This window comes from Photorhabdus caribbeanensis (assembly GCF_018448885.1).
GTDB classification, from domain to species: Bacteria; Pseudomonadota; Gammaproteobacteria; order Enterobacterales; family Enterobacteriaceae; genus Photorhabdus; species Photorhabdus caribbeanensis.
On sequence record NZ_RCWB01000009.1, the window covers coordinates 16,646 to 38,764 of the forward strand.

A 22,119-nucleotide genomic window follows, 5' to 3' on the forward strand; every position below is an offset into this window, starting at 1 on the left:
AATGCAGGGAAATCCTGGTAGTGGGTTATGCTGATAATAATGTTGGAGTAATAAAGTCAGTTAGTTATCTTTATGCGGTTTTTTGGGCTTACGATTAATCACAAGCTTCCTGAAAAGTGTCTTACCTATCTGGTATAGCGCATAAAATAGTATTAATGCAGCAAACAGGTAATAAATAATCATGATTACCTTGGGAACATTATGTGCGAGAAATACATACATAGAAATTGAGCATAGTGTAATTAACCATGCAACCGGTTTCACCATAGACCACGGCGTAATATTTACCTGTTCGGTATAAACATCTTCAAATGGTTTAGCTGGAAAAAAGTAGCCAATAGCCAACATGAAAATAACATTAAGAACAAATAAAATGCCAACCAGGTGAAAAAAGTGCAGGTTAATTTTTAAAATGAAATTACAGATAATATAGGCAGACATACCGAATAATAGGCCAAGTTTAGCGGCAATAGGCGGTACTCGTTTAGTCATCAGACCGACTAATACCACACTGAGAATTGGTGCATTAAAAATCCCCTGTAATTGTTGAATGAGATAGAACAGACCATCCGGTGCATTAGCGACTAACGGTGCGACGATCATCGTGATTAACGCTAACCCGATCCCCAGATATTTACTCATAGCGACTGTTTGAGTTTCGGTGGCATTTTGGTTGATTCGCTGTTTGTAAATATTGACGATAAACAGAGTTACAGATGAATTAAGTCCTCCGCTGAATGTGGAAAATACGGCGCCAACGACCACAGCGGCAAAGAAACCAACCAATACTTCCGGTAGAATTAAATGGACTAATTCTGGATAGGCGTTATCTGGATTATCTATTTGTCCTTTGAAAATATGGAAAGCAATAATGCCGGGTAGAATAATAATAGACGGCATAATGAGTTTAAGTAAAGCACACAACATGACGCCTTTTTGTCCTTCCGCTAGATTTTTTGCACCAAGGGCTTTTTGAACAATGGATTGGTTGGTACACCAAAAAAACATATTGGAAACAATTAGGCCGGTAAATAGCGTGGAGAAAGGAACCAGAGAATCTTCACTGCCGATGGAGTTAAATTTATCAGGATTGGATTGATAAACTTCAACTAATCCTTGCCAGGCATTGCCATTGCCAACATAGAGTAGGGCAAAAATAGTTACCATTAATCCGCCAACGATTAAGCCAACGCCGTTAATGGTATCCGCGGCGGCAATGGCTTTAATACCGCCAAAGATGGCATAGACGGCGCCTAATCCACCAACGCCCCAAACCATAATCCATAGCGCTGTAGTTTTATCAATACTGAATACATGGGAAACTTGGAATAGACTTTCCAATGCAATTGCACCGGTATACAGCACAATAGGGAGTAGTGAAATAATATACATAGCCAGGAAAAGAATTGAGGTAATAAGCAGCGTATTTTTATCAAATCGGCGTTCAAGATATTCCGGAATGGTTGAAATACCAAGTTTCAGATATTTAGGCAGAAAATAAATAGCAAATAGAACGATTGTTACAGCAGCGATCACTTCCCAAGCCATAACGATAAATCCAGTTCGGAATGCTAATCCATTTAAACCGATTAAATGCTCTGTGGACAGGTTCATCAATAACATAGAGCTACCAATATAAACACCTGTGAGAGATCGTCCGCCAAGGAAATAGCCTTCAGTGGATTCTGTCAGGCGAGCATTATGGGTTTTGTAATAAGCGAAGCCAGCCACTAATAGGGTGAAACCAATAAATGAGAGAAAAGCTAACATACTATCCTCCAAGCCTGATTGACTGTCTTCAGGCAGCAATATGCTGACGGGAAAGCGGCCTTTCCCGTTTTTAGGGTGAAAATAAATGTGAGTCAGTTAGTTAGAGATGTAGGTCTGTTTTATAGTCTGATTTCTTTACCTGAATGTAGGGATTCGAGAGCTTTATCAGCCAGATAAAGTGCCTGTTCGCCATCAGCGCCACTACATTCTGGTGTGGCGCGACCAGCCATGACATCGACAAAATGATCCCATTCAGCAATGTAGGCTTCCCGGTAACGTTGTAGGAAGAAATGCTCTGGTTTGGCTGTTAAACAACCGCTGTTTTCCCAGAGTTCAACACTGTTTTCTTTAATGTTGCCAGCGCTAAGCAGCCCTTTTTCACCATGCAATTCAATCCGTTGGTCATAGCCGTACCCGGAACGACGGCTATTGGTAATGGTTGCCATTGCTCCTGATGGGAATTTCATAACAATAAAGGCGGTATCGATATCACCCGCTTGCCCAATTGCTGGATCAACCAGATTACTGCCTTGAGCGTAGATTGAGCAGGGGTCCTCGCCAATAATAAAACGCGCCATATCGAAGTCATGTATTGTCATATCCCGGAACATACCTCCAGAAACTTTGACATATTCAGCCGAAGGAGGAGAGGGATCACGAGAAATAATCAGCAGAGATTCGGCTTTTCCTATCGTGCCAGCGTCAAATAGTGTTTTTACTCGGCGGAATTGCGGATCGTAACGACGGTTAAAGCCAACGAATAAGGGAACCTGATACTGTTTAACAGTTGCAAGGCAATGACGAACACGTTCAATATCAAGATGAACCGGTTTTTCACAGAAGATTTTTTTATGATGTTTTGCTGCGAGTTCGATCAGGTCTGCATGAGTATCTGTTGCTGAGGCGATAAGAACACCATCTATTTTAGGGTCAGACATTGCTTGTTCAATAGTTTGTCTTTTTGTTTGGTATTTCTGTACTAAAAGTTCAGCACTTTTCTGATGTGGATCGACAACAGAGTAAAGAGACGTTTCTTTATGATGAGTGATATTCACTGCGTGTACTTGTCCAATTCGTCCGGCGCCAAATAGTGCAATGTTGAACATGGATGCTCCTTGATACCTGGGTATCTGCTTATGAGATACTTTAAAATATATCAAACAAAACATTTATTTCAATTTGTAAATATTTGGAAATTATACTTTTGAGTGTGGCATAGCATTTTGTTAACAATAATATTAAATTTGTGTTAATTAGATCACGTAAAGTAAGATTTATGCTGGATGAATTTGTATATTTGTCCTTTAAAAACAAATTATAATGTACATTTTAATAGGTGGTTACTACGCCTAATCATCGAGGGTGAGGGAAGAGAAAAAGTAATTTATTTTTGGAATAAAAATTCTAAAATCGGCCTTGAAGATAATTAAGGAAGGGAAAATGGCCTGCTGCCTTACAGGCCATCGCTTTTTAATATTGGCGCACTTTGGTTGCAACCATCTCCTTTATTTTCTTTGCGGCAGATTCTATAGCGGGATTTTTCGCTACTTGCGCTGTGCCTATTCGCCACCATGATTCATAATCATGAGTCATCGTTTTAGGCAGCACTTTGATATCTATGAGTACCGGTATGGTCTGTTTTTGGGCTTCCTGTAATGCGTCAAGCAGTTGTCGCTCATCGTGGACTCGGTAACTTTTGCAGCCGTAGCTTTCTGCATTTTTGGCGAAGTCGACTTTAATCAGTTTGCCGTCCATGTTGCCGCTTTCTGGGTTCCGGTAACGATTTTCTGTTCCGAAACTGCCCATCCCTTGGCTCATTTGTAGATTATTGATACAGCCAAATCCTGCGTTATCAAACAGCAATACGGTGATCTTGATATTTTCTTGTACTGCGGTTTGCAGCTCTGAATGAAGCATCATATAAGCGCCATCACCGACTATGGCATAAACCGGTTGGTGGGGACAGGCTAGTTTAGCGCCAATAGCAGCGGCTATCTCATAGCCCATACAGGAATAGCCATACTCAAGATGATAGGTATCCGGTTGTTTGGGTTGCCATAAGCGCTGTAAATCGCCAGGAAGGGAACCTGATGCGCCAACAATAATCGCTTCGGACTCAAGATATTTGTCTAATAATCCCAATACTCTGGTTTGTGGCAGGCGGGTTTGTAATGTCTGGCTGTACTCTTCCAATTTATCATCAAGATGACCGGGAATTTCTGGGCTGAAATCCCCCTGATACTCAATTTCGAACAGACGAGTTAACTCTTTTCGCCAAGCCTCTCGCGCCTGATGAATCTCATCTTGATAACCACTGTGATAATGCAATTGAGTAAGCTGCTCTGCAATAGCGTTTAACCCTGTTTGGGCGTCTGATACAACGGGGATTGCATCCAGTTTACAGGCATCGAATTCCGCTACGTTGATAGTAAGAAATTCAACTTCTGGATGCTGAAATAGCGATTTGGATGCAGTGGTGAAATCAGTAAACCGGGTGCCAACGCCAATAATTAAATCGGCTTCTTTGGCTATCAGGTTGGCAGCAAGACAGCCGGTTGTGCCTAAACCGCCACAATTAAGGGGATGGTCGGCAATTATGGCGCTTTTACCTGCCTGTGTTTCAGCAAAAGGAATATTGAAGTATTCTGCGAACTGACGAAAAGCGTCATGTGCTTCTGAATAGCGTACCCCGCCACCGCAGATAAGTAAGGGTTTTTTCTTGCGATTGATGAGTTCCACGGCATCGCTAATCATGGCGATAGAAGCAGGGCGGCGTTCAATGCGGTGAATGCGTTTTTGAAAGAAATAGTCAGGAAAATCCCAAATCTCGCCTTGAACATCTTGTGGCAAACAGATTGTGACGGCACCGGTATCGGCGGGATCGGTCAGAACTCGCATTGCATTAATCATGGCGCTCATTAGCTGTTCTGGTCTGGAGATACGATCCCAGTAACGAGAAACAGGACGAAAACAGTCATTAGTGCTGATAGTATGGTCATGGAACTGTTCAACCTGTTGTAAAACTGGATCTGGTTGGCGACAAGCAAAGAGATCACCGGGTAATAACAGCAGAGGAATGCGATTTGCGGTGGCAGTTGCCGCGGCAGTTACCATATTGGCGGAGCCAGGACCAACAGATGAAGTTACGGCAAAAATTTGTTTGCGTTTTTTCTGTTTAGCAAAACCTGTGGCGATATGGGCCATACCTTGTTCATTGCATCCTTGGTAAACGGTTAAGTGGCCGGGATCTTGCTCCAGAGCTTGCCCTAATCCAACAACATTACCGTGACCAAAAATGGTAAAGATTCCTCTGATGAATGGATATTGTTCTCCGTCTGCTTCCACATATTGCTGGTTCAGGAATTTCACCAATGCTTGAGCCGTTGTCATTGTTGATTTGCTCATATTACAGAACTCCATTTTATTCCATTGTTGGCATCACAAAACTACTGGAATGATGTTCTAATCTGATACTTGCCGGCCAACGGCTGGTGACGGTTTTCATGCGAGTGTAGAAGCGAACGCCATCATTACCGTGAACGTTAAGTGGACCAAAAATCGAGCGTTTCCAGCCACCGAAGCTGTGGAAAGCCATTGGCACTGGAATGGGAATATTGATGCCTACCATACCCGCTTGTACATCTTCGCTAAATTGGCGCGCTGTTTCTCCGTCACGGGTGAATATCGCGGTACCATTACCATATTGATGGCAGTTAATTAAGGTTAGCGCGGTGGCATAATCAGGTACACGGACGATTGATAGAACGGGGCCGAAGATTTCTTCTTGATAGATTTTCATCTCTGGCGTGACGTTATCAAATAGCGTCGGGCCAATAAAATAGCCATTTTCATAACCCGGAACCTTGAGTTGACGGCCATCAATTAACAGGCTGGCTCCCTGTTTTTCGCCGCTGTCGATGTAATCACCGATTTTAGCCTGGTGTTGGACGGAGATAACTGGCCCCATATCGTTTTCTTTAGTTGCGACAATACCGGGACCGACAGATATTTTGCTGATCTGTTGACGTAATTTTTCAATCAGCGCATCAGCCGTTTCGTCCCCAACCGCTAATACAACAGACAATGCCATGCAACGTTCACCGGCTGCGCCAAAAGACGCACCTGCAATAGCATTGCTAGCCATATCAAGGTCGGCATCTGGCATCAGAATACAGTGATTTTTTGCGCCACCAAGAGCCTGACAGCGTTTTCCGTGAGCTGAGGCGGTAGTGTAGATATATTCAGCGACAGGAGTTGAACCAACAAAGCTGACGGCTTGTACCCGTGGATCTGTTAGTAGTGCGTCGACAGCTTCTTTGTCGCCGTTGACAACATTAAATACGCCATCGGGTAAACCGGATTGTTTAAGCAGTAATGCTAATTCAATCGCGAGAGAGGGATCTTTTTCTGAAGGCTTCAATACGAAAGTATTTCCTGTCGCTAATGCGATAGGAAACATCCACATAGGAACCATTGCCGGGAAGTTGAAAGGGGTAATGCCGACACAAACGCCTAAAGGCTGCATTAATGAATGGCTGTCTACGCCTGTTCCGGTATTAGCGGAATGTTCACCTTTTTGTAGATGAGGAATGCCACAGGCAAACTCAACGACTTCCAGGCCGCGAGTTAATTCACCAATGGCATCTGAATGGATTTTTCCATGCTCTTCTGAAATCAATCGCGCTAGTTTGTCTATATTGGCTTCTAGCAATGCTTTGAACTGGAACATGACACGAGCACGTTTTAGAGGTGAAATTTTAGACCATTCAGGGTAAGCCTGATGAGCGGCTTCAATTGCCTGTTCAACTTCATGGGCTGTGCTTAATGTTACCTGGCGTATCTGTTTTCCTGTCGCTGGATTAAATACCGGAGAAAAGCGGGTGCTATGATTAGGAATGAGTTGCCCATTAACATAATTCTGTACTTGTTCCATTCTGAGCCTCTTTTGCGGATTTGATATTAGTACTGAATCAGAAACTTTGATAATAGATATATGAAATATATGTTTTATTTTCAATGTTATTTGGAACAAAAGGCAATTAGTGTGATCAGTGTAAGGTTTTTATGAATTACCGATAATTAGATGATTAATTAGATGTTAATCAATATAGTGATAATAATAAATCATTACAATGAATGGATTATGTGTTTCATTTTTAACTATAAAAATGAAATATGATTCAGCTTATACGGTAAAACGATTACAATTGCTGGCGATAAATTTTATGGGGGATTTATGTCTGTCGCATCGAATCTGAATGAATTTCAAGAACAAGTCCGTTCACGCTATAGTGAATTGAGTAAACGCCTGCAACAAGTAGCTCGATATGTGCTGGATAATACCAATAGTGTCGCTTTTGATACTGTCGCTGTGATTGCCAGAGAAGCTGATGTTCCTCCATCAACATTAATTCGTTTCGCTAATGCGTTTGATTTCAGTGGCTTTAATGAAATGAAACAGCTATTCCGCATGCATATGGTGGAAGAAACCGCCAGTTATGCAGACCGGGCCAGGTTATTTAGGGAATTGGATGGCGAACAGGAGCCACCGGAAGACCCTCAGCATATTTTGCAGGAATTTGCTCGTTCAAATGTGCAGGCTATGCAACAGCTAGCTGCCAGAACGGCCCCCGAAGATTTAAGGAACGCAGTAGACTTATTGGCTCAGGCTAAGAATATTTACATTATTGGGTTGCGCCGTTCTTTTAGTGTGGCGGCTTATCTTTCTTATGCATTGAATCACTTGGAATGTCGCCCTTTACTCGTGGATGGTTTGGGGGGAATGTTCAGGGAACAGATTAATCTAATTGGGGAAGAAGATATTGTCGTTTCCATCAGTTTTACCCCTTATGCAGAAGAAACTCTGATGGTCAGTGAGAGGGCGGCGAAAGCCGGGGCAAAACAGATAGTGATTACGGATAGCCAGATTAGTCCGCTTGCCAGTTTTAGTGATGTTTGTTTTGTCGTTAAAGAAGCACAGGTGGATGCATTCCGTTCTCAGTCTGCTACTTTGTGTTTAGTGCAATCTTTGGCGGTTGCTCTGGCTTATCGGCAAGGAAACCAGATTTAATTGTGAAATAATCCCTTATATTCCCGATGAACCTCTGATGACTATTGACCCGCAGATTCCGGCGGGTTAATTCTTTACTGAGCCAGTACAAAGCGCATAATTTAAATAAAGTGTAAACCTGATATTGATAATTGGCTTGTGAACATAAATGCTATTGATTCTTATTGGCAATAATTATTTAATAATTATTCGATGTGATGGTTTTGAAAATGGAGCATATGATGATTAAGGGATCACGTTATATTTTTGTTATTTTATCCGCAATTTCTTGCCAGGTATTTGCCTCAAATTTTGACTACAAAAGTGATATTCCGGTTGATAATAAGCCATCTGAAGAGTATTTAAAGAAACGAGAAAATCTTAACCTTCAACCTTGGAATGTGGATAAAATCATTACAGATAATAATGCGGCGGAGAAGCGGGAACTGGCGAGGCAGATGAAAGAAGATGAACTTAATTGGAGGAGTGACGAGTTTAATAATGGAATCTATGATAAAACCCGTCGGGATCTTGAACGCGATGCTCGTATTAAAGAGAACGGGGGCATGACCAGAAGTAACTTTTTCGATCGGGAATAACAGTGATTCAAAGCAATTCGATAGTGAAGTGAATGACTTGTCGGGGAAAATAGGCAGTTTGTCGACAATTATTGACGCTCTCTCGAAAGAATTTTCTCTATTAGCATGTGAGTATATACCTTATGGAGTTCAAGAAGCATCGCGACGGCAAGGGAGCGAATCCCCGGGAGCATAGATAACTGTGTTACCGGGGGGCGCGAGTGCAGCCAATAAAGAGGCAACTTGAAAGATGAGGGTATAATGACTTCGCACTAAAGGAGAAGAATATATGGAACAGATCGAATGGACTGACTTTGAAAAAGTTGATATGCGGGTTGGCACAGTTATTTCAGTAGAATTGAATCCTAAAGCCAGCAAACCTGCCTATAAATTACAAATTGATCTTGGCGAGTTGGGCGTTAAAAGTTCAAGCGCCCAGATAACAGTGCATTACACACCTGAACAACTAATTGGTCGTCAGGTCCTTTGTGTATGCAATTTTCCACCAAAACGGATTGCTGGTGTTAAATCAGAGGTGTTGTTAACCGGTTGTATGGATGAAAATGATGCGGTGGTGATCGCAGAATTTACCCTTCCTGTCCCGAATGGTCATAAATTATTGTAAACCACGCTATTTTGTTGTCGAATAAATGGAGTGTATTTTAATCAGCGACAATAAATATGGCTGTTCAATTACCTTCATTACATTTACGCCAGTATTCTGCTGAAACTATTAGCCATAGCCACCAAGGATTATGGCAGTTCGTTTTTGGCTATAATGGACAACTTGAATTAAACGTAGAAGGGCAACAAAGTACCGTTGGTTTTGGAAATGTTGTTATGATCCCACCGGATGCGAAACACAGCTTTTTCGCTGGTGGTGAAAATCAGCAATTGGTGCTGGAGCTGCCTTCGGCACTGTTTAATCAATTACATAGTGATTCTTTCTGGCAACCATTACCTGATTCTGCTCTTGCTCTTATTAAGTGGTTGCATGATTACCCACAGCCACCCGCTAATCACGCAGATGCTGCCCGTTTATTACTCGCTCAGCTACCACAAGTAGGTTCGTCTTCAACGTTGATCGCCAAACTGCATCAGGGGCTTGTTAGGCGTCTGCATGAAAAAGTGACGGTAATGGATATGGCTGATATTTGCTCAGTATCTGCCAGTACCTTGCGTCGTAAGCTTTTTATTGCAACAGGAATGAGTCCAATGGTTTATTTGAAAACGTGCCGGATGGAATTTGCCTATAATCTGTTGGTTTACAGTGATAGATCTTTGGCTGACATCGCTTTTCTGTCTGGTTATGCCTCCCAGTCAGCTTTTACCTTTGCATTTAATCAACATTATGGTTGTACTCCAGCCAGATTGCGTAAAGCCAAATGATATTTTCAGCATTTTATGACTTGATGCACAATATGATTGTGCGTAATATACAAACAACGAGGATGTTATGGCTGTTGAATTCAGGGATAGATGGCTAGAAAGATTTTATGAACAAGATTTACCGCACAAATGCATACCTGCATCTTTACAGCGTGCGTTATACAGAAAACTACAAATTTTGGATGCTTCGGTTAAAGAGGCTGATTTAAGAATCCCTCCGGGGAACCATTTTGAATACTTGAATGGCTATTTGAGGGGATGGTGCTCAATAAGAGTGAATAAGCAATATAGGCTTATTTTTCAATGGATTGATGGTATTGCGGTTGATACATATCTGGATCCTCATAACTATTAAACTGAGGGAAATAAATGATGAGGAATACAAAACGTCGCCCAGCAACAGTGGGTGAAATATTGGTGAGTGAGTTTCTGGTACCTTTGAATATCGAAATTAATGTGCTTGCGGAAGCTATGGGTGTTCACCGTAATACATTAAGCAGGATTGTGCATGATAAAGGTTCGTTAACTGTTCCTATGGCGATTAAATTGGCGGCGGCTTTGGGGAACACAGCGGAGTTTTGGCTTAATATTCAACACGCTGTTGAACTATGGGATGTGCGTAATCATGCCTATCAGACAGAATCACTGAATGTAAAACAGATAGTTGAGCCATCAGTTGCAACGGCAATGCACTAATGTGTTTGTTTTCAAGAGCATAAATGCGTTGAAATACGTAAAGCCATCTTATGATGAGATGGCTTTACGTGAGTGATAAGTATTATTGAATTTTCGCTTCTGATTTATCAGCACTATTAAGCAGGCGGCGAATAGGGACAATTAACACCATCAATACCACTGCACAAATAACCAGAGCCAAAGATACACGGGAGAACAGATCAGGTAGATTGTCCAGTTGGTCAGCGCGCACGTGTCCACCAATCAAGCCGGCAGCTAAATTACCCAAAGCATTTGCACAAAACCACAAGCCCATGATTTGACCACGCATTCGCGACGGGGCCAGTAGCGTCACCGTCGCGAGTCCAATTGGGCTAAGGCACAGCTCACCGAGTGTCAGAAACAGAGAACTTGATATCAGCCAGAAAGGAGAAACGGTTTCACCTGTTGCCAGCACATTTTGCGCAGCCAGAATCATCACGCCAAAACCACCGGCAGCGAACAGAAGACCAATAATGAATTTACTGATACTGCTCGGATTGATGTTGTTTTTTGCCAGTTTGGGCCAGAACCAACTGAATACAGGGGCCAGCAGGATAATAAACAGTGCATTAATTGATTGGAACCATACTGTCGGGATCTCAAACCCCATCACTATACGGTTAGTATAATCATTGGCGAACAGGTTGAATGACGTTGGCGTTTGCTCGAATGCAGACCAAAAGAATGCAGCAGATACCAGCAGGATAAAACAGACCAGCAGGCGCGAACGGTCACTACTGCTTAAACCGGCAAACAGGAACAAATAGGCGAAGTAAAGTGTTACACAGGATGAAATCACATAGACCATTGCGCTGGCTACGGCTACCGGATTGAATGGAATTACACCAAGGATTAGCAGAGCAATAATAGCAATGATAGCGATAACAGTGGTAAAGACCCATTTGCCGACGTTTTCACGCTTCACTGTAGGGTGGTCCCAGCTTGAATCCAAACCACCTTCTTTATCATATTGGCGCATCAAAGGGATCGTGTAGAAACGGAATATCAATAGGGCAACCAGCATCCCCAACCCTCCGATACCAAAACCCCAGTGCCAGCCATAGTCACGAACCAGCAAGCCTGTAGCCAGAGGAGCAATGAAGGAACCGATATTAATTCCCATATAAAATAGGGAAAAACCACCATCACGACGTGGATCATCTTTTTTATACAGCGTGCCGACCATGACGGTGACACAGGTTTTAAACAGTCCTGTACCTAATACGATCAGTAATAAGCCAATAAAGAACAAATAATGACTTAAAAAGCCGGAGAGAGCGATAGACAGGTGCCCTAGTGCAATAATGATTGAGCCATACCAGACTGCTTGACGTTGGCCTAACCAGTTATCCGCCAGCCAACCACCGGGTAGTGCGGTCAGATAAACACTACCTGCAAAGATACCGACAATAGCTGCGGCCTGTTCACGGGGAATACCCATCCCGCCATCATAGATGGTTGCCGCCATGAACAAGATCAGCAGTGGACGAATGCCGTAGTAAGAGAAACGTTCCCACATTTCTGTGAAGAACAAAGAACTTAATGGGTAAGGATGCCCAAAGAAAGTTCTGGTTTTTGTATTGTTAATGGAAGAATGCATCTAAGTTTTCCTATAAGACTACACTTTAGGAGTGCAGTGTGTGTAACAAATAAAGCTTTTAAAAAGCTCTTTCAAATTTAGGTTTAGAGCAAACAAAAAAGCCACGTTTTTATTAAATGATGTCATGTCTTGTTAATATATTTTTAACATATTTTTCGGTCAATTTTATTAACAAGTAAGGTATCTCTTACTTATATTCCATTTTTCAGAGCAAAATCCGACATAAATCTCATTTCTCATAATTGATAGGTTAAAATGAAGATAATACCTATTGACTTATTTCTATTTATATTTGATCTCTTTTTATGGGGAAAATATTTTAAAATAATAAATTAAGTAATAACGGTAATATATATCTTATTGATTTCAAGATGCTTCGCGGCGGTAAGGGAGCGAATCCCCGGGAGTATAGATAACTATGTTACCGGGGTGAGTGCAGCCAACAAAGAGGCAACTTGAAAGATGACAGGTATATAAGACATCTTTTCAAAGGCTGGTAATAGTGAAGGTTAAGAAAGGTAACGTGATTTGATTGTCAATTTGGTATTTATTATGAAATTTTAGATGAGTCCTGGTTTCTTATATGAAAATTGAAAAGAAATTAAATTAAAAAGTATAACCTCAGCATTAAAATGGAATAATCAACTATTAGGTTTATTGGGTTGCATGCGAAAGTGATTATGGCTGTTTCCTGGATAAAGAAACAGCCATTAATAAATTTAATGGACTTTATCAGCTTGTCCGTACAGAGAAGGCATTCCCTTAGGTCGGGTTTTAAAGCGGCGATGCAACCACATATATTGATCAGGTGCTTGTAAAATTTCCTGTTCTACAACTTTGTTCATGAAGGCTGCTGCTTTCACTTCATCGTCTTTTGGAAATCCTACTACTGCCGGTTGAATAATCAGTTCATAACCTTTTCCATCAGGTAAACGGCGGGGAGTAAATGGGATCATTGCCGGATCAGCGAGGCGCACAAGTATTGAAGTGCCGGTGGTGGTTGCAGCATGTTCAACGGCAAATAGCGGTGCAAATACACTTTTTCGTGGGCCGTAATCATGATCGGGGGCGTACCAGACAATTTCGCCATTTTTCAGACAACGGATCATGCCTTTGACATCTTTTCTATCCAACATATATTTGTTGGAGCGCAGTCGTCCCCATGTTTGTAGCCAATCCATAACTGGGTTATCGTTCGGACGGTAAACGCCAATGCCGGGATTGAGCAAACCGAGAATGCGGGCGCCGAGTTCCAACGTCAGGAAGTGAATACCAATAACAATAATCCCTTGCCCAGTCGTTTGAATTTTCTGAATGTTTTCTCGCCCAGTCACTTTAAACCAGCGTTCTATCCGCCAGTCAGGCCAAAACCAGGCCATACCCGTTTCAAATATTCCCATTCCGACGGATTCGAAGTTTTTTATTAATAGTGCGTCGCGTTTCTCCTGTGACATATCAGGAAAACATAGCTCAAGATTTCTTTCGGCAACATTGGCGCGTTTTTTCAGAAAGCGCATAGAAAATCTGCCCAGACGAGTGCCTATCCAGTAAATAACGGGATAGGGGAGCAGAACCAGTAAGTAAAGCAGACTGATACCAAACCAGGTAGGCCAATGACGGGGATGAAGTAGTGAACGTTGAAAAGAAGGTGCTTGTATCATGGATTCTCGGGTTTTTATAGTTCCAATAAGATGGACAAAACAATCTCTCTATTGTGACATCTTTTAACGGGATATCGAAGTTTTCAAGCATGAAATGTTTATGATCTCAATTTTGGTCGATAGTGGGGTGATTATTTGTTATCCCGTTTTGCCATTGATGAAAGAAGGGTAGCTCATAATTTACTGATAAATAAAAATTAAAATAGTTTTACAGTGCTATTTACAATTCATGTAGATAATATTACTGTTTATATAAACAGTATCGTTTGTGGAGGGGAAAATTATGCATGTAGAAGTCACTATCGATAAATCTAAAAAGCTGCCAAAAGGTGCTGTCCCTGCGCTTGCTGAGGAACTGGATAACCGTCTTAAACGTCGATGGCCTGATATTAAAACCAATGTGAAGTTGGCAAGTCATGATGGGCTGTCTGTTCGTGGTGGCACCTTTGATGATAGGAAAGCCGTTGAAGAGATTTTACAGGAGACATGGGAAAGCGCTGATGATTGGTTCCAGCCTTGATAATAATTAAGCTACTGCCGCCAGTTAAACCTGCGGGTTGTCGGCTGTTTGACTTATCTATCCTATTGTTTGTGTGTAAAGGGCTGCATGCTCAACTAGTGGGAGGGGGGCCTCCCGTTTTACCACTGATTTCCTATCGCTGCGTGACAAATGACTACTCGTTGAAAATCATTTTCGTTATCATATTACGCTTGATAGCGGAGGCTATCACTTATACATCCCTATTTTATGACTTGAAATTCAGGAAAGTACACCATGCCAGTGTTACACAACCGCATTTCTAATAAAGAGCTGAAAGAACGTATGTTGGCGGAGACCCAACCTCGTACTACCATCTCTTTTTACAAATATTTTAATATCTTAGATCCTCTGGCTTTTCGTAACAGCTTGTATCAACAATTTACCGACCTCTCAGTATTTGGCCGGGTTTATATTGCTAAAGAGGGGATCAATGCACAGATAAGTTTGCCAACTCATAATTTGGAAGCATTCAAGGCGTTATTGTATAGCGTTGATCCTGCATTGGATAATTTGAGGCTGAATATTGCCTTGGATGATGATGGGAAATCTTTCTGGGTTCTGCGTATGAAAGTACGTGATCGCGTAGTGGCCGATGGGATTGAAGATGAAACTTTTGATCCATCAAGAACCGGCGAGTACCTTAAAGCAGAGCAAGTCAACCAGATGCTGGATGATCCTGATACGCTATTTGTCGATATGCGCAATCACTATGAATATGAAGTTGGGCATTTTGAAAATGCGATTGAAATTCCTTCTGATACATTCCGTGAACAACTGCCAATGGCTGTGGAAATGTTGCAGGATAATAAGGATAAAAATATTGTAATGTACTGTACCGGTGGTATTCGTTGTGAAAAAGCCAGTGCTTATATGTTGCACAATGGCTTTAAAAATGTCTATCACGTAGAGGGCGGTATTATCGAATATGCTCGTAAAGCGAGAGAACAGGGATTACCAGTACGTTTTATTGGTAAAAACTTTGTTTTTGATGAGCGGATGGGAGAGCGTATTTCAGATGAGGTGATTGCTCATTGCCATCAATGTGGCGCGTCTTGCGACAGTCATACTAATTGTAAGAATGAAGGGTGCCACTTGTTATTTATTCAGTGCCAAGAGTGTGCGACTAAATTTGAAGGCTGTTGTAGCGAAGTGTGCAGAGAAGAAGTCAGATTACCGGAAACCGAGCAGCGTGCTCGCCGTGCCGGCCGTGAAAATGGAGCTAAAATATTTAATAAATCCCGGCATCGTCTACAGGATGGCTTGAGCAGTATTTCACTACAGTCTGTTGAATAATACGATTAATCACTGGCACAGAGAGCAATGTGCCAGTTTATCTGATTTATACCCGTTGTCTTTCAAGTTGCCTCTTTATTGGCTGTACTCGCTCATCCCGGTCACATAGTTCGCTATGCTTCGGGGATTCTCTCCCTTGCTGTCGCGATGCATCAATAGAGATATTTAAATACATTGTAAATAAAGCAGAGCTCAATTCTATTACGCACATTTATTTTTTCAGTAATGTGTCTTTTATGAGAATAGACTGTGCTATTACTGATTTTTAACTTTTGCGATATCTTGTAATTAGGGATTTCTTGCATCCAGTAATCGATAACTTTATGCTCTTGAGGACTGAAAATAGAACAACATTGGTCGATTGTTGCTTTATGTCTCTGAATTTCCTGCAATGTAGTTTTGCTAATTTTATTAAGCAGATAGGTAAGATTTTTCTTTGCCAGAATGAAAGCGTTATCCTTCAATGTAATATGATTGTCACAATAAGGATAAGCGCTATTAAGGTATATATAGATACGAGTGTTATCTATAAGAGTAATGAATTTCTGTAAATCGGAACAGTAACTGGCATGATGACAATAATGTGTCAAGTTAGCTAAAACGATATCAGGAGAAAAATGGGTTACAATATCTATAGCCTCGTTAATTGAAGGCGCGTCAACGATTTCAAGGTTTTCAGCATTATCGTTTTGCTTTAAAAACTCGCTGATACCTGAACGGGTATAATAGCACTCTTCAACAATTAAGATTTTCATTATTGTACATCCCTGTTCCTGTTTGGCCAAACTCACAATAAACGCCCCATCTATTAGTAGTCAACTCGGCAATTGTGATGGTTAAGTTAACTTAATCCGAAATTATTATATAGTGATATGGTATTTCAGACAAAATCTTTGAGATGAATTGATGTGTCTCCTAGCCGGACACCCATTTATACGGGTGTCCGGGTTTAAGATTATTAATGTTTCGTATTGTTTAGATCGCTGTATTCTGAAGATTCGATCTTTTCAATTCCTGCCTGGAGGATGTATATCAATTGCTTTGCAATGTCAGTTGTCAACCATAAGGTTCGATCTACCATGACATGTTCTGGTGTTTGATCTTGGGAGGACAAATAGTGAAGGCGTAGCATCATTGCATCATATGTATCAACGGTACTCACATCCCAACCTACAACGGGATGCGTTTGAATAACCTCATCTTTACTGCCCATAAAACCTCCTAATCAGATCACTGCATTATTTATTAATATCATTGACTAAGAGCAAACTACCTCATTCTTGAATGAGTCATTAGTTAGTATATGCTTTTTAATGAAAGTAAGAAGGTTTTTTGTTAGGAATTATGAGTCAATTTGTTGGTGTATTGATAACTATGTAAATTAATGGGGATAATGACTATCCCCATGTTATATCAGTCTACTACTTTCACATCCCAACGGGCATCTTCGCCAGCCAAAAATGGAATAAGTCTTTCATTATTGCAATCAATGTGTTCAATGATGGTAGAAGGTTTGCGAGTCAGTTCGATAAAGCCTTCATTGACAGGTAGCCCGTAAAATTTAGGGCCATTAAGTGAACAGAAGGCTTCAAAATGCTGTAATGCATTTATCTCTTCAAACACTGTGGCATAAGCAGGTAACGCTGATGGGGCGTTAAAAACGCCGGCACAACCACAGGAGGACTCCTTTTTATGTTGTGCATGTGGTGCTGAGTCTGTGCCCAGGAAGAAGCGATCACAGCCACTGGCGACGGCTGCTCGTAAAGCCTCTTGGTGCACATTACGTTTCAGCACAGGCAGACAGTACAGGTGTGGACGAATCCCGCCAACCAGCATATGGTTGCGATTGAACATGAGGTGCTGTGGAGTTAATGTCGCTGCCAGATTGTCATCGCTTTCCAGTACATATTGTGCAGCTTCTTTGGTTGTTATATGTTCAAACACAACTTTCAGTGCAGGGAACTGGCTACGTAATGGTTCCATAACTTGTTCAATAAAACGGGCTTCTCGATCAAAAATATCAATGTGAGAAGCAGTAACCTCACCGTGGACGAGCAGAGGCATCCCCAATTTTTCCATCACTGCTAATAGTGGATAAATATTCTTTATATCAGAGACGCCGTGACTTGAATTGGTTGTAGCGTTGGCAGGGTAGAGCTTACAGGCGGTAAAAATGCCTTCTTTATAACCTATTTCTATCTGAGCGCTTTCAGTAGTGTCAGTAAGATAACAGGTCATAAGAGGCTGGAAGTTATGCCCTTCGGGAATGGCTGCCAATATTCTGTCTCTATAAGCCTTGGCACTGACCACTTCTGTAATCGGCGAAAGCAGATTAGGCATGACGATAGCCCGGCCAAAATAATGACTGGTATAGGGAACGACAGTTTTTAGCATTTCACCATCACGGAAATGAATGTGCCAGTCATCAGGGCGGCGGATTTTTATTGTGTATGATTCAGTGGTCATGAGAAACCGGCTCCAGTATATATGATAGGAACGAAAGATGCTGAGTTCAGCATATTCAGGCCGGGAATGGATGATAAAGCTAAAATGGTCGAATAGCTATCAATGAATATAATTTTTAGCAAAATTATCAGCTAAATCAATTAGGTTAGGGTAATCAGAGGTGGATTTTCTTATAACAAAGGAAAAAATGAAAAACGAGGGTAAAAAAAAGAAATGAAGTTGGCTCCTCCAACTGGACTCGAACCAGTGACATACGGATTAACAGTCCGCCGTTCTACCGACTGAACTATGGAGGAACTCCTTCACAACGAGGCGTATATTAGTGATATGTTTCGGCTTTGTCAAAGTAGAAAACGATAAAAATAGTTTGTTTGCTGTCAAAATGCACTTGTTGTTGCATTTTTATGCTAATTAATTGATGGTTGATGGAATTTTATTCTATTTATGTGAATTGAATGGAATTATTGTGCTTATGCTGCGAGCAAATAGTGGTGGGGGATTTAAGTTAGAAAGGTTAGAATAGCAAAAATCCCGCATATAAGCGGGATTCTCATAATTTGGCTCCTCCAACTGGACTTGAACCAGTGACATACGGATTAACAGTCCGCCGTTCTACCGACTGAACTATGGAGGAACTCCTTAACAACGGGGTGCATATTAACGGTATGTTTTTGCTTTGTCAAAGCAGAAAATAACAAAAATGGTTTATTTGCTGGCAAACTGAACTTATTGATCTGTTTTTATGCCGAATAAGGGGTGTTTGCTGGGAAATGTATGCTATAGGAAGTAGTTTGATCAGAATTATTATATTACGTTGTAAGCAAATGGTGGAATTTAGAATGCAAAAAGCCCGCACTGGGCGGGCTTCTTATGAATTTGGCTCCTCCAACTGGACTCGAACCAGTGACATACGGATTAACAGTCCGCCGTTCTACCGACTGAACTATGGAGGAATTGTCCTTGACAACGAGGCGAATAATATCTGGGTATTTTGGGCTTGTCAAAGGGGAAAAGTGAAAATTGAGTTTGATTGGTTAACTGGTGTTCAAAATGATATTTTTTAGTCGATTAAATTTTTCAGTTCAAGAAATATGAGAATTAACTGATGTTTGTCTATGATAATTAGATGGTGAAAATATCATCTATATTTTCTATTTAGAAAATAATTAATCATGAGAATTAAAAATATAATTAAATATATGTTTGATAATTTTATTTTAGTGTTATTTATGATATTTTTATATTTTATGATAATTTTCCTATTTTATCTGTTTTGACAGATCACTTATTGTATTTTGATATTTATTAGCGGATTTACTCGTCTATACTTATTAACTGAAAAAGTAATTTGTTATCTGAGCTCTGATTTGGCAAGAATGATATTAATCCACGCCAGATCGAATATTAAAGAGTTTGTCATTGATAATGAAATCTCATTTACTGCTAGTGCACTAAGATACTCTCAAATTAATAATATATTGGTATGTACATATAAATGTAATGAAATGAATAAAAACTATTTCAGAAAATATCTTAAATTAAATAGTTGGTGAGGAGGTGAAGGTAATTTTAAATATAAAATAAGCAAATAATATCCCCCCGAAAAGAGTGGCTAATTTTCAGGTGATTTATATAAAACAGATGAGGAAAAGTCATGAAGTTTTTAATTAATACTGATGTCGCTAACTGGGTTTCGCATAAAGATTGGTTTAACGTTCCATTGCGATTATTTGTCGTTCTACAGGATGATGATGGTTCTGTACCATTAGATACTTACAAAAGTAAAATTGTAGTGAATGGTTTGAATGAGGGTGAATACGAAGTTGTAAGTAGCGATAACGTATTCAATCCTGTTAGTAGAGCATTTGAAATTTTAGTAAAAATTAAAACAGATCAGAAGGTTAACGCTACAATTGGTTTTGAGGCTGAAGTAACGGATGCGAATGGTGGTGTGGTAGCGAAAGCGGTTCTGGATCGATTTAAATTGAAATCAGTAGGATTGGCAGCACCTGTATATCCAGCGTATTATGATAATGTTATTAGCAGTGACGATATAAAGGCAGGAGTTAAAGTACTTTTCACTGATTCCAATATATCAGATAAACATGAATTGAAATTTGTTTTTGATAATAACAATGTTGAAATTGTTCCTGGTGTACAAAATAGCAGTGATATTCGTAGTTTGCCTGTAAAAAATGCTCTTCTTACTGAAGGTAAACATGATAGCCTTTATTATACTATTAGTGAAAGCGGTACTGCTAGATTTTCGGCTGTTCAACGTGTGCTTGTGGAACTTGATAAAGATTCTGAGACGGTTCAGGTTCGTCGTGATTTAGAAGTGCCTTACATTAAAGAGTATGATGAAAATAGAGGCCGACCAATTGGTGAAAGTATTATTGAGTATGACATCAATATTTTGGTCAGCGATATTAAACTTAAAGACAAGCAATTGAAAAAAGGGACAGTGCATATCAGAGGATATTCTGCTGATGATCGGGATACAGGGGAGTTGGTATTAAAGATAGATTCTTTACAAGGTAGTGAAGATAATGTTTTCCAATTGGCTGTAATTAATCCTGAAAAAAATGCTGATGGTCAACCAGGTGGAATTGATTTCTTTAATTATATAGGTAATGGCTTGGTGAAAATTCATTATGAAATATCATTTATTGGTGAAGTGAATATACTGCATAAATCGAAAGAAAAAATTTATAAAGTAGCTCTGGATTAATCAGCTTGGTGCCTGTGAATGTGTTATTGCTTAAATAGCATAAAAGCCCAATGAAAATTGGGCTTTTATTCGCATTAACTGCTGGAGCGCTAGAGATCCGTTTTCCTACCTCTAGACTTAAATTTGGCTCCTCCAACTGGACTTGAACCAGTGACATACGGATTAACAGTCCGCCGTTCTACCGACTGAACTATGGAGGAATCGTTCTTGGGAACGGGGCGAATACTAGCGATCAATTGAAACACTGTCAACGCAAAAAAGCTGACTATTTTGTTACTTGCTTGTCATATGAGCGCATTGGCTTATAATTGTGCTATTTTACTGAAATTGAGTACCTTTGTTCATTAGCGGCTATCTATGAGTAACGATGTTGCTATATGTGATTGTTCAGGAAACGTCATGATATAAACATCATAAAAATGAATTTCACCTTTCATTTGTATAATACGTTTGATTTCATCTTTTATTGCTAATGGAACATTGGGATGGGAACAAAGCTCTTTGATTGCACAATCTGAGATTTTTTCGCTGACGAACCATTCGCCGTTGTAACATACCCGTAGATCAAGTACGCCGATATCATCAAACCGATACACTGGTTTGATTTCGAATAATAAAACCGCTGACATAATAATGAAGAGTACTGTAAAAGCTAGCAGTGAAAGTAAACTAAAATATGGGGCGTACCAGATAAGTGCGGCGAGAAACAGGTAGGATACAAGCATAGCCAAGCAAAGATAAGGGTGGTTACTGATAAACTGGCTGTTAAAACGAGGTTTACCATCACGTTGTTCTTCAATGTTGATTCGTTCAAGATCTTGAATCAGTATCTGTTTAATAATATTCATATATTGACCTGATTAAGCAAAGGAAAAATGAAATATTTTCATCACTATTTGTCCTTGAGGTTAGCATGGGGAAGGTGATCTTACGTAGATCAGTTGTTTTATTTTAATCTGCCAACTGTTATTGACTGAGATTAACTCTAGTGCTTTCATTAAGATAAAGGTTGAATAAATCAAAAAAATTTATAACTAATGACACTGTTTGTTAAATTATTGCTTTAATAATGAGCATAAATATTTTTTTTAAAACACCAATGCATAAAAAGGTTGATATTCCTTTTCTATCATGAGTTAATGCAGCCGGCCTGATAAACAGACCTACTTTATGTACGACATCTTGAGTTAATGAGTTATGTGTAAGTGTTATCCTCAGATAGCCTTTGTTGACGCGTTTCCTTCTTAGTGCCTCCATAAGTAATAGCTGATATAACTGGCCAATACATGCCCAATGGTGGCAAAATTTTTTTGATATATAGGAA

Annotated in this window: 19 protein-coding genes and 4 tRNA genes; 9 read left to right on the plus strand and 14 right to left on the minus strand. The window is 40.3% G+C overall.

The window, feature by feature from the left end; all coding sequences use genetic code 11:
* Window positions 1-60: 60 nt before the first annotated feature.
* The 4 genes from EAE90_RS08200 to EAE90_RS08215 form a co-directional block, all read right to left on the minus strand.
* Window positions 61-1,770 (minus strand): solute:sodium symporter family transporter, encoded by a 1,710-nt coding sequence (locus EAE90_RS08200; RefSeq protein ID WP_214053094.1) that lies wholly within the window; start codon window positions 1,768-1,770, stop codon window positions 61-63.
* Window positions 1,771-1,889: 119 nt separating this feature from the next.
* Window positions 1,890-2,876 carry an inositol 2-dehydrogenase gene (iolG, locus tag EAE90_RS08205; protein ID WP_214053095.1) on the minus strand — a complete coding sequence of 329 codons (987 nt, stop codon included), beginning with the start codon at window positions 2,874-2,876 and terminating at the stop codon, window positions 1,890-1,892.
* Window positions 2,877-3,240: 364 nt separating this feature from the next.
* A complete protein-coding gene (iolD, locus tag EAE90_RS08210; protein WP_246550511.1) occupies window positions 3,241-5,175 on the minus strand; it encodes a 3D-(3,5/4)-trihydroxycyclohexane-1,2-dione acylhydrolase (decyclizing) in 1,935 nt (644 codons plus the stop codon).
* Between the two features lie 16 nt (window positions 5,176-5,191).
* The gene (locus EAE90_RS08215) at window positions 5,192-6,703 is read right to left on the minus strand and encodes a CoA-acylating methylmalonate-semialdehyde dehydrogenase (RefSeq protein ID WP_214053097.1); all 1,512 of its coding nucleotides are present in this window, start codon (window positions 6,701-6,703) and stop codon (window positions 5,192-5,194) included.
* Window positions 6,704-7,006: 303 nt separating this feature from the next.
* Between EAE90_RS08215 and EAE90_RS08220 the strand changes: the two genes are divergently transcribed.
* The 6 genes from EAE90_RS08220 (at window position 7,007) to EAE90_RS08245 (ending at window position 10,482) form a co-directional block, all read left to right on the plus strand.
* The gene (locus EAE90_RS08220) at window positions 7,007-7,840 is read left to right on the plus strand and encodes a MurR/RpiR family transcriptional regulator (protein WP_214053098.1); all 834 of its coding nucleotides are present in this window, start codon (window positions 7,007-7,009) and stop codon (window positions 7,838-7,840) included.
* Window positions 7,841-8,058: 218 nt separating this feature from the next.
* Window positions 8,059-8,418, plus strand: coding sequence for a hypothetical protein (locus tag EAE90_RS08225; RefSeq protein ID WP_214053099.1), 360 nt, complete (start codon window positions 8,059-8,061; stop codon window positions 8,416-8,418).
* A gap of 268 nt (window positions 8,419-8,686) precedes the next feature.
* A complete protein-coding gene (locus tag EAE90_RS08230; RefSeq protein WP_214053100.1) occupies window positions 8,687-9,022 on the plus strand; it encodes a tRNA-binding protein in 336 nt (111 codons plus the stop codon).
* Window positions 9,023-9,078: 56 nt separating this feature from the next.
* Complete coding sequence (locus EAE90_RS08235; protein WP_214053101.1) at window positions 9,079-9,786, plus strand: helix-turn-helix domain-containing protein; 708 nt, start codon at window positions 9,079-9,081, stop codon at window positions 9,784-9,786.
* A 67-nt stretch (window positions 9,787-9,853) separates the two neighbouring features.
* Window positions 9,854-10,141 carry a type II toxin-antitoxin system RelE/ParE family toxin gene (locus EAE90_RS08240; protein ID WP_036775804.1) on the plus strand — a complete coding sequence of 96 codons (288 nt, stop codon included), beginning with the start codon at window positions 9,854-9,856 and terminating at the stop codon, window positions 10,139-10,141.
* Between the two features lie 14 nt (window positions 10,142-10,155).
* Complete coding sequence (locus EAE90_RS08245; protein ID WP_214053102.1) at window positions 10,156-10,482, plus strand: HigA family addiction module antitoxin; 327 nt, start codon at window positions 10,156-10,158, stop codon at window positions 10,480-10,482.
* 82 nt (window positions 10,483-10,564) lie between these two features.
* Here the strand turns inward: EAE90_RS08245 and EAE90_RS08250 are convergent, their stop codons facing one another.
* Together EAE90_RS08250 and EAE90_RS08255 are read right to left on the minus strand one after the other, a co-directional pair.
* On the minus strand, window positions 10,565-12,103 hold the full coding sequence (locus EAE90_RS08250) for a peptide MFS transporter (RefSeq protein WP_214053103.1): 1,539 nt from the start codon (window positions 12,101-12,103) through the stop codon (window positions 10,565-10,567).
* A 719-nt stretch (window positions 12,104-12,822) separates the two neighbouring features.
* Entirely contained in the window at window positions 12,823-13,764 is a 942-nt protein-coding gene (locus EAE90_RS08255; RefSeq protein WP_214053104.1) for a Kdo(2)-lipid IV(A) acyltransferase, read from the minus strand.
* Between the two features lie 283 nt (window positions 13,765-14,047).
* Here EAE90_RS08255 and EAE90_RS08260 point away from each other — a divergent pair, with 283 nt between their 5' ends.
* The gene (locus tag EAE90_RS08260; protein WP_214053105.1) at window positions 14,048-14,284 is read left to right on the plus strand and encodes a DinI family protein; all 237 of its coding nucleotides are present in this window, start codon (window positions 14,048-14,050) and stop codon (window positions 14,282-14,284) included.
* Between the two features lie 255 nt (window positions 14,285-14,539).
* A complete protein-coding gene (trhO, locus tag EAE90_RS08265) occupies window positions 14,540-15,598 on the plus strand; it encodes an oxygen-dependent tRNA uridine(34) hydroxylase TrhO (protein ID WP_214053106.1) in 1,059 nt (352 codons plus the stop codon).
* A gap of 152 nt (window positions 15,599-15,750) precedes the next feature.
* On the opposite strand, the gene EAE90_RS08270 is transcribed toward trhO, so the two are convergent.
* From EAE90_RS08270 to EAE90_RS08295, 6 genes are all read right to left on the minus strand, one after another.
* Window positions 15,751-16,353 (minus strand): response regulator transcription factor, encoded by a 603-nt coding sequence (locus EAE90_RS08270; protein WP_214053107.1) that lies wholly within the window; start codon window positions 16,351-16,353, stop codon window positions 15,751-15,753.
* A gap of 203 nt (window positions 16,354-16,556) precedes the next feature.
* The gene (gene bssS, locus EAE90_RS08275) at window positions 16,557-16,811 is read right to left on the minus strand and encodes a biofilm formation regulator BssS (RefSeq protein WP_214053108.1); all 255 of its coding nucleotides are present in this window, start codon (window positions 16,809-16,811) and stop codon (window positions 16,557-16,559) included.
* A gap of 200 nt (window positions 16,812-17,011) precedes the next feature.
* Complete coding sequence (pyrC, locus tag EAE90_RS08280) at window positions 17,012-18,064, minus strand: dihydroorotase (protein WP_214053109.1); 1,053 nt, start codon at window positions 18,062-18,064, stop codon at window positions 17,012-17,014.
* 220 nt (window positions 18,065-18,284) lie between these two features.
* Window positions 18,285-18,360 (minus strand) — tRNA-Asn (locus EAE90_RS08285).
* Between the two features lie 262 nt (window positions 18,361-18,622).
* A tRNA-Asn gene (locus EAE90_RS08290) sits at window positions 18,623-18,698 on the minus strand.
* Window positions 18,699-18,941: 243 nt separating this feature from the next.
* A tRNA-Asn gene (locus EAE90_RS08295) sits at window positions 18,942-19,017 on the minus strand.
* A gap of 701 nt (window positions 19,018-19,718) precedes the next feature.
* Between EAE90_RS08295 and EAE90_RS08300 the strand changes: the two genes are divergently transcribed.
* On the plus strand, window positions 19,719-20,795 hold the full coding sequence (locus EAE90_RS08300; protein WP_214053110.1) for a hypothetical protein: 1,077 nt from the start codon (window positions 19,719-19,721) through the stop codon (window positions 20,793-20,795).
* Window positions 20,796-20,919: 124 nt separating this feature from the next.
* Here EAE90_RS08300 and EAE90_RS08305 read toward each other — a convergent pair.
* Both EAE90_RS08305 and EAE90_RS08310 read right to left on the minus strand, forming a co-directional pair.
* Window positions 20,920-20,995 (minus strand) — tRNA-Asn (locus EAE90_RS08305).
* Window positions 20,996-21,139: 144 nt separating this feature from the next.
* Window positions 21,140-21,643 (minus strand): YlaC family protein, encoded by a 504-nt coding sequence (locus EAE90_RS08310; protein WP_214053111.1) that lies wholly within the window; start codon window positions 21,641-21,643, stop codon window positions 21,140-21,142.
* Window positions 21,644-22,119 lie beyond the last annotated feature (476 nt).

Bases quoted from the DNA above. Each gene is read 5' to 3' on its own strand.
- EAE90_RS08260 (WP_214053105.1), top strand. From the start codon at position 14,048: ATGCATGTAGAAGTCACTATCGATAAATCTAAAAAGCTGCCAAAAGGT.
- EAE90_RS08240 (WP_036775804.1), top strand. From the start codon at position 9,854: ATGGCTGTTGAATTCAGGGATAGATGGCTAGAAAGATTTTATGAACAA.
- bssS (WP_214053108.1), bottom strand. From the start codon at position 16,811: ATGGGCAGTAAAGATGAGGTTATTCAAACGCATCCCGTTGTAGGTTGG.
- trhO (WP_214053106.1), top strand. From the start codon at position 14,540: ATGCCAGTGTTACACAACCGCATTTCTAATAAAGAGCTGAAAGAACGT.
- EAE90_RS08250 (WP_214053103.1), bottom strand. From the start codon at position 12,103: ATGCATTCTTCCATTAACAATACAAAAACCAGAACTTTCTTTGGGCAT.
- EAE90_RS08270 (WP_214053107.1), bottom strand. From the start codon at position 16,353: ATGAAAATCTTAATTGTTGAAGAGTGCTATTATACCCGTTCAGGTATC.
- iolD (WP_246550511.1), bottom strand. From the start codon at position 5,175: ATGAGCAAATCAACAATGACAACGGCTCAAGCATTGGTGAAATTCCTG.
- EAE90_RS08215 (WP_214053097.1), bottom strand. From the start codon at position 6,703: ATGGAACAAGTACAGAATTATGTTAATGGGCAACTCATTCCTAATCAT.
- EAE90_RS08255 (WP_214053104.1), bottom strand. From the start codon at position 13,764: ATGATACAAGCACCTTCTTTTCAACGTTCACTACTTCATCCCCGTCAT.
- EAE90_RS08200 (WP_214053094.1), bottom strand. From the start codon at position 1,770: ATGTTAGCTTTTCTCTCATTTATTGGTTTCACCCTATTAGTGGCTGGC.
- pyrC (WP_214053109.1), bottom strand. From the start codon at position 18,064: ATGACCACTGAATCATACACAATAAAAATCCGCCGCCCTGATGACTGG.
- EAE90_RS08230 (WP_214053100.1), top strand. From the start codon at position 8,687: ATGGAACAGATCGAATGGACTGACTTTGAAAAAGTTGATATGCGGGTT.
- EAE90_RS08235 (WP_214053101.1), top strand. From the start codon at position 9,079: ATGGCTGTTCAATTACCTTCATTACATTTACGCCAGTATTCTGCTGAA.
- EAE90_RS08300 (WP_214053110.1), top strand. From the start codon at position 19,719: ATGAAGTTTTTAATTAATACTGATGTCGCTAACTGGGTTTCGCATAAA.
- EAE90_RS08310 (WP_214053111.1), bottom strand. From the start codon at position 21,643: ATGAATATTATTAAACAGATACTGATTCAAGATCTTGAACGAATCAAC.
- EAE90_RS08220 (WP_214053098.1), top strand. From the start codon at position 7,007: ATGTCTGTCGCATCGAATCTGAATGAATTTCAAGAACAAGTCCGTTCA.
- EAE90_RS08225 (WP_214053099.1), top strand. From the start codon at position 8,059: ATGATGATTAAGGGATCACGTTATATTTTTGTTATTTTATCCGCAATT.
- iolG (WP_214053095.1), bottom strand. From the start codon at position 2,876: ATGTTCAACATTGCACTATTTGGCGCCGGACGAATTGGACAAGTACAC.
- EAE90_RS08245 (WP_214053102.1), top strand. From the start codon at position 10,156: ATGATGAGGAATACAAAACGTCGCCCAGCAACAGTGGGTGAAATATTG.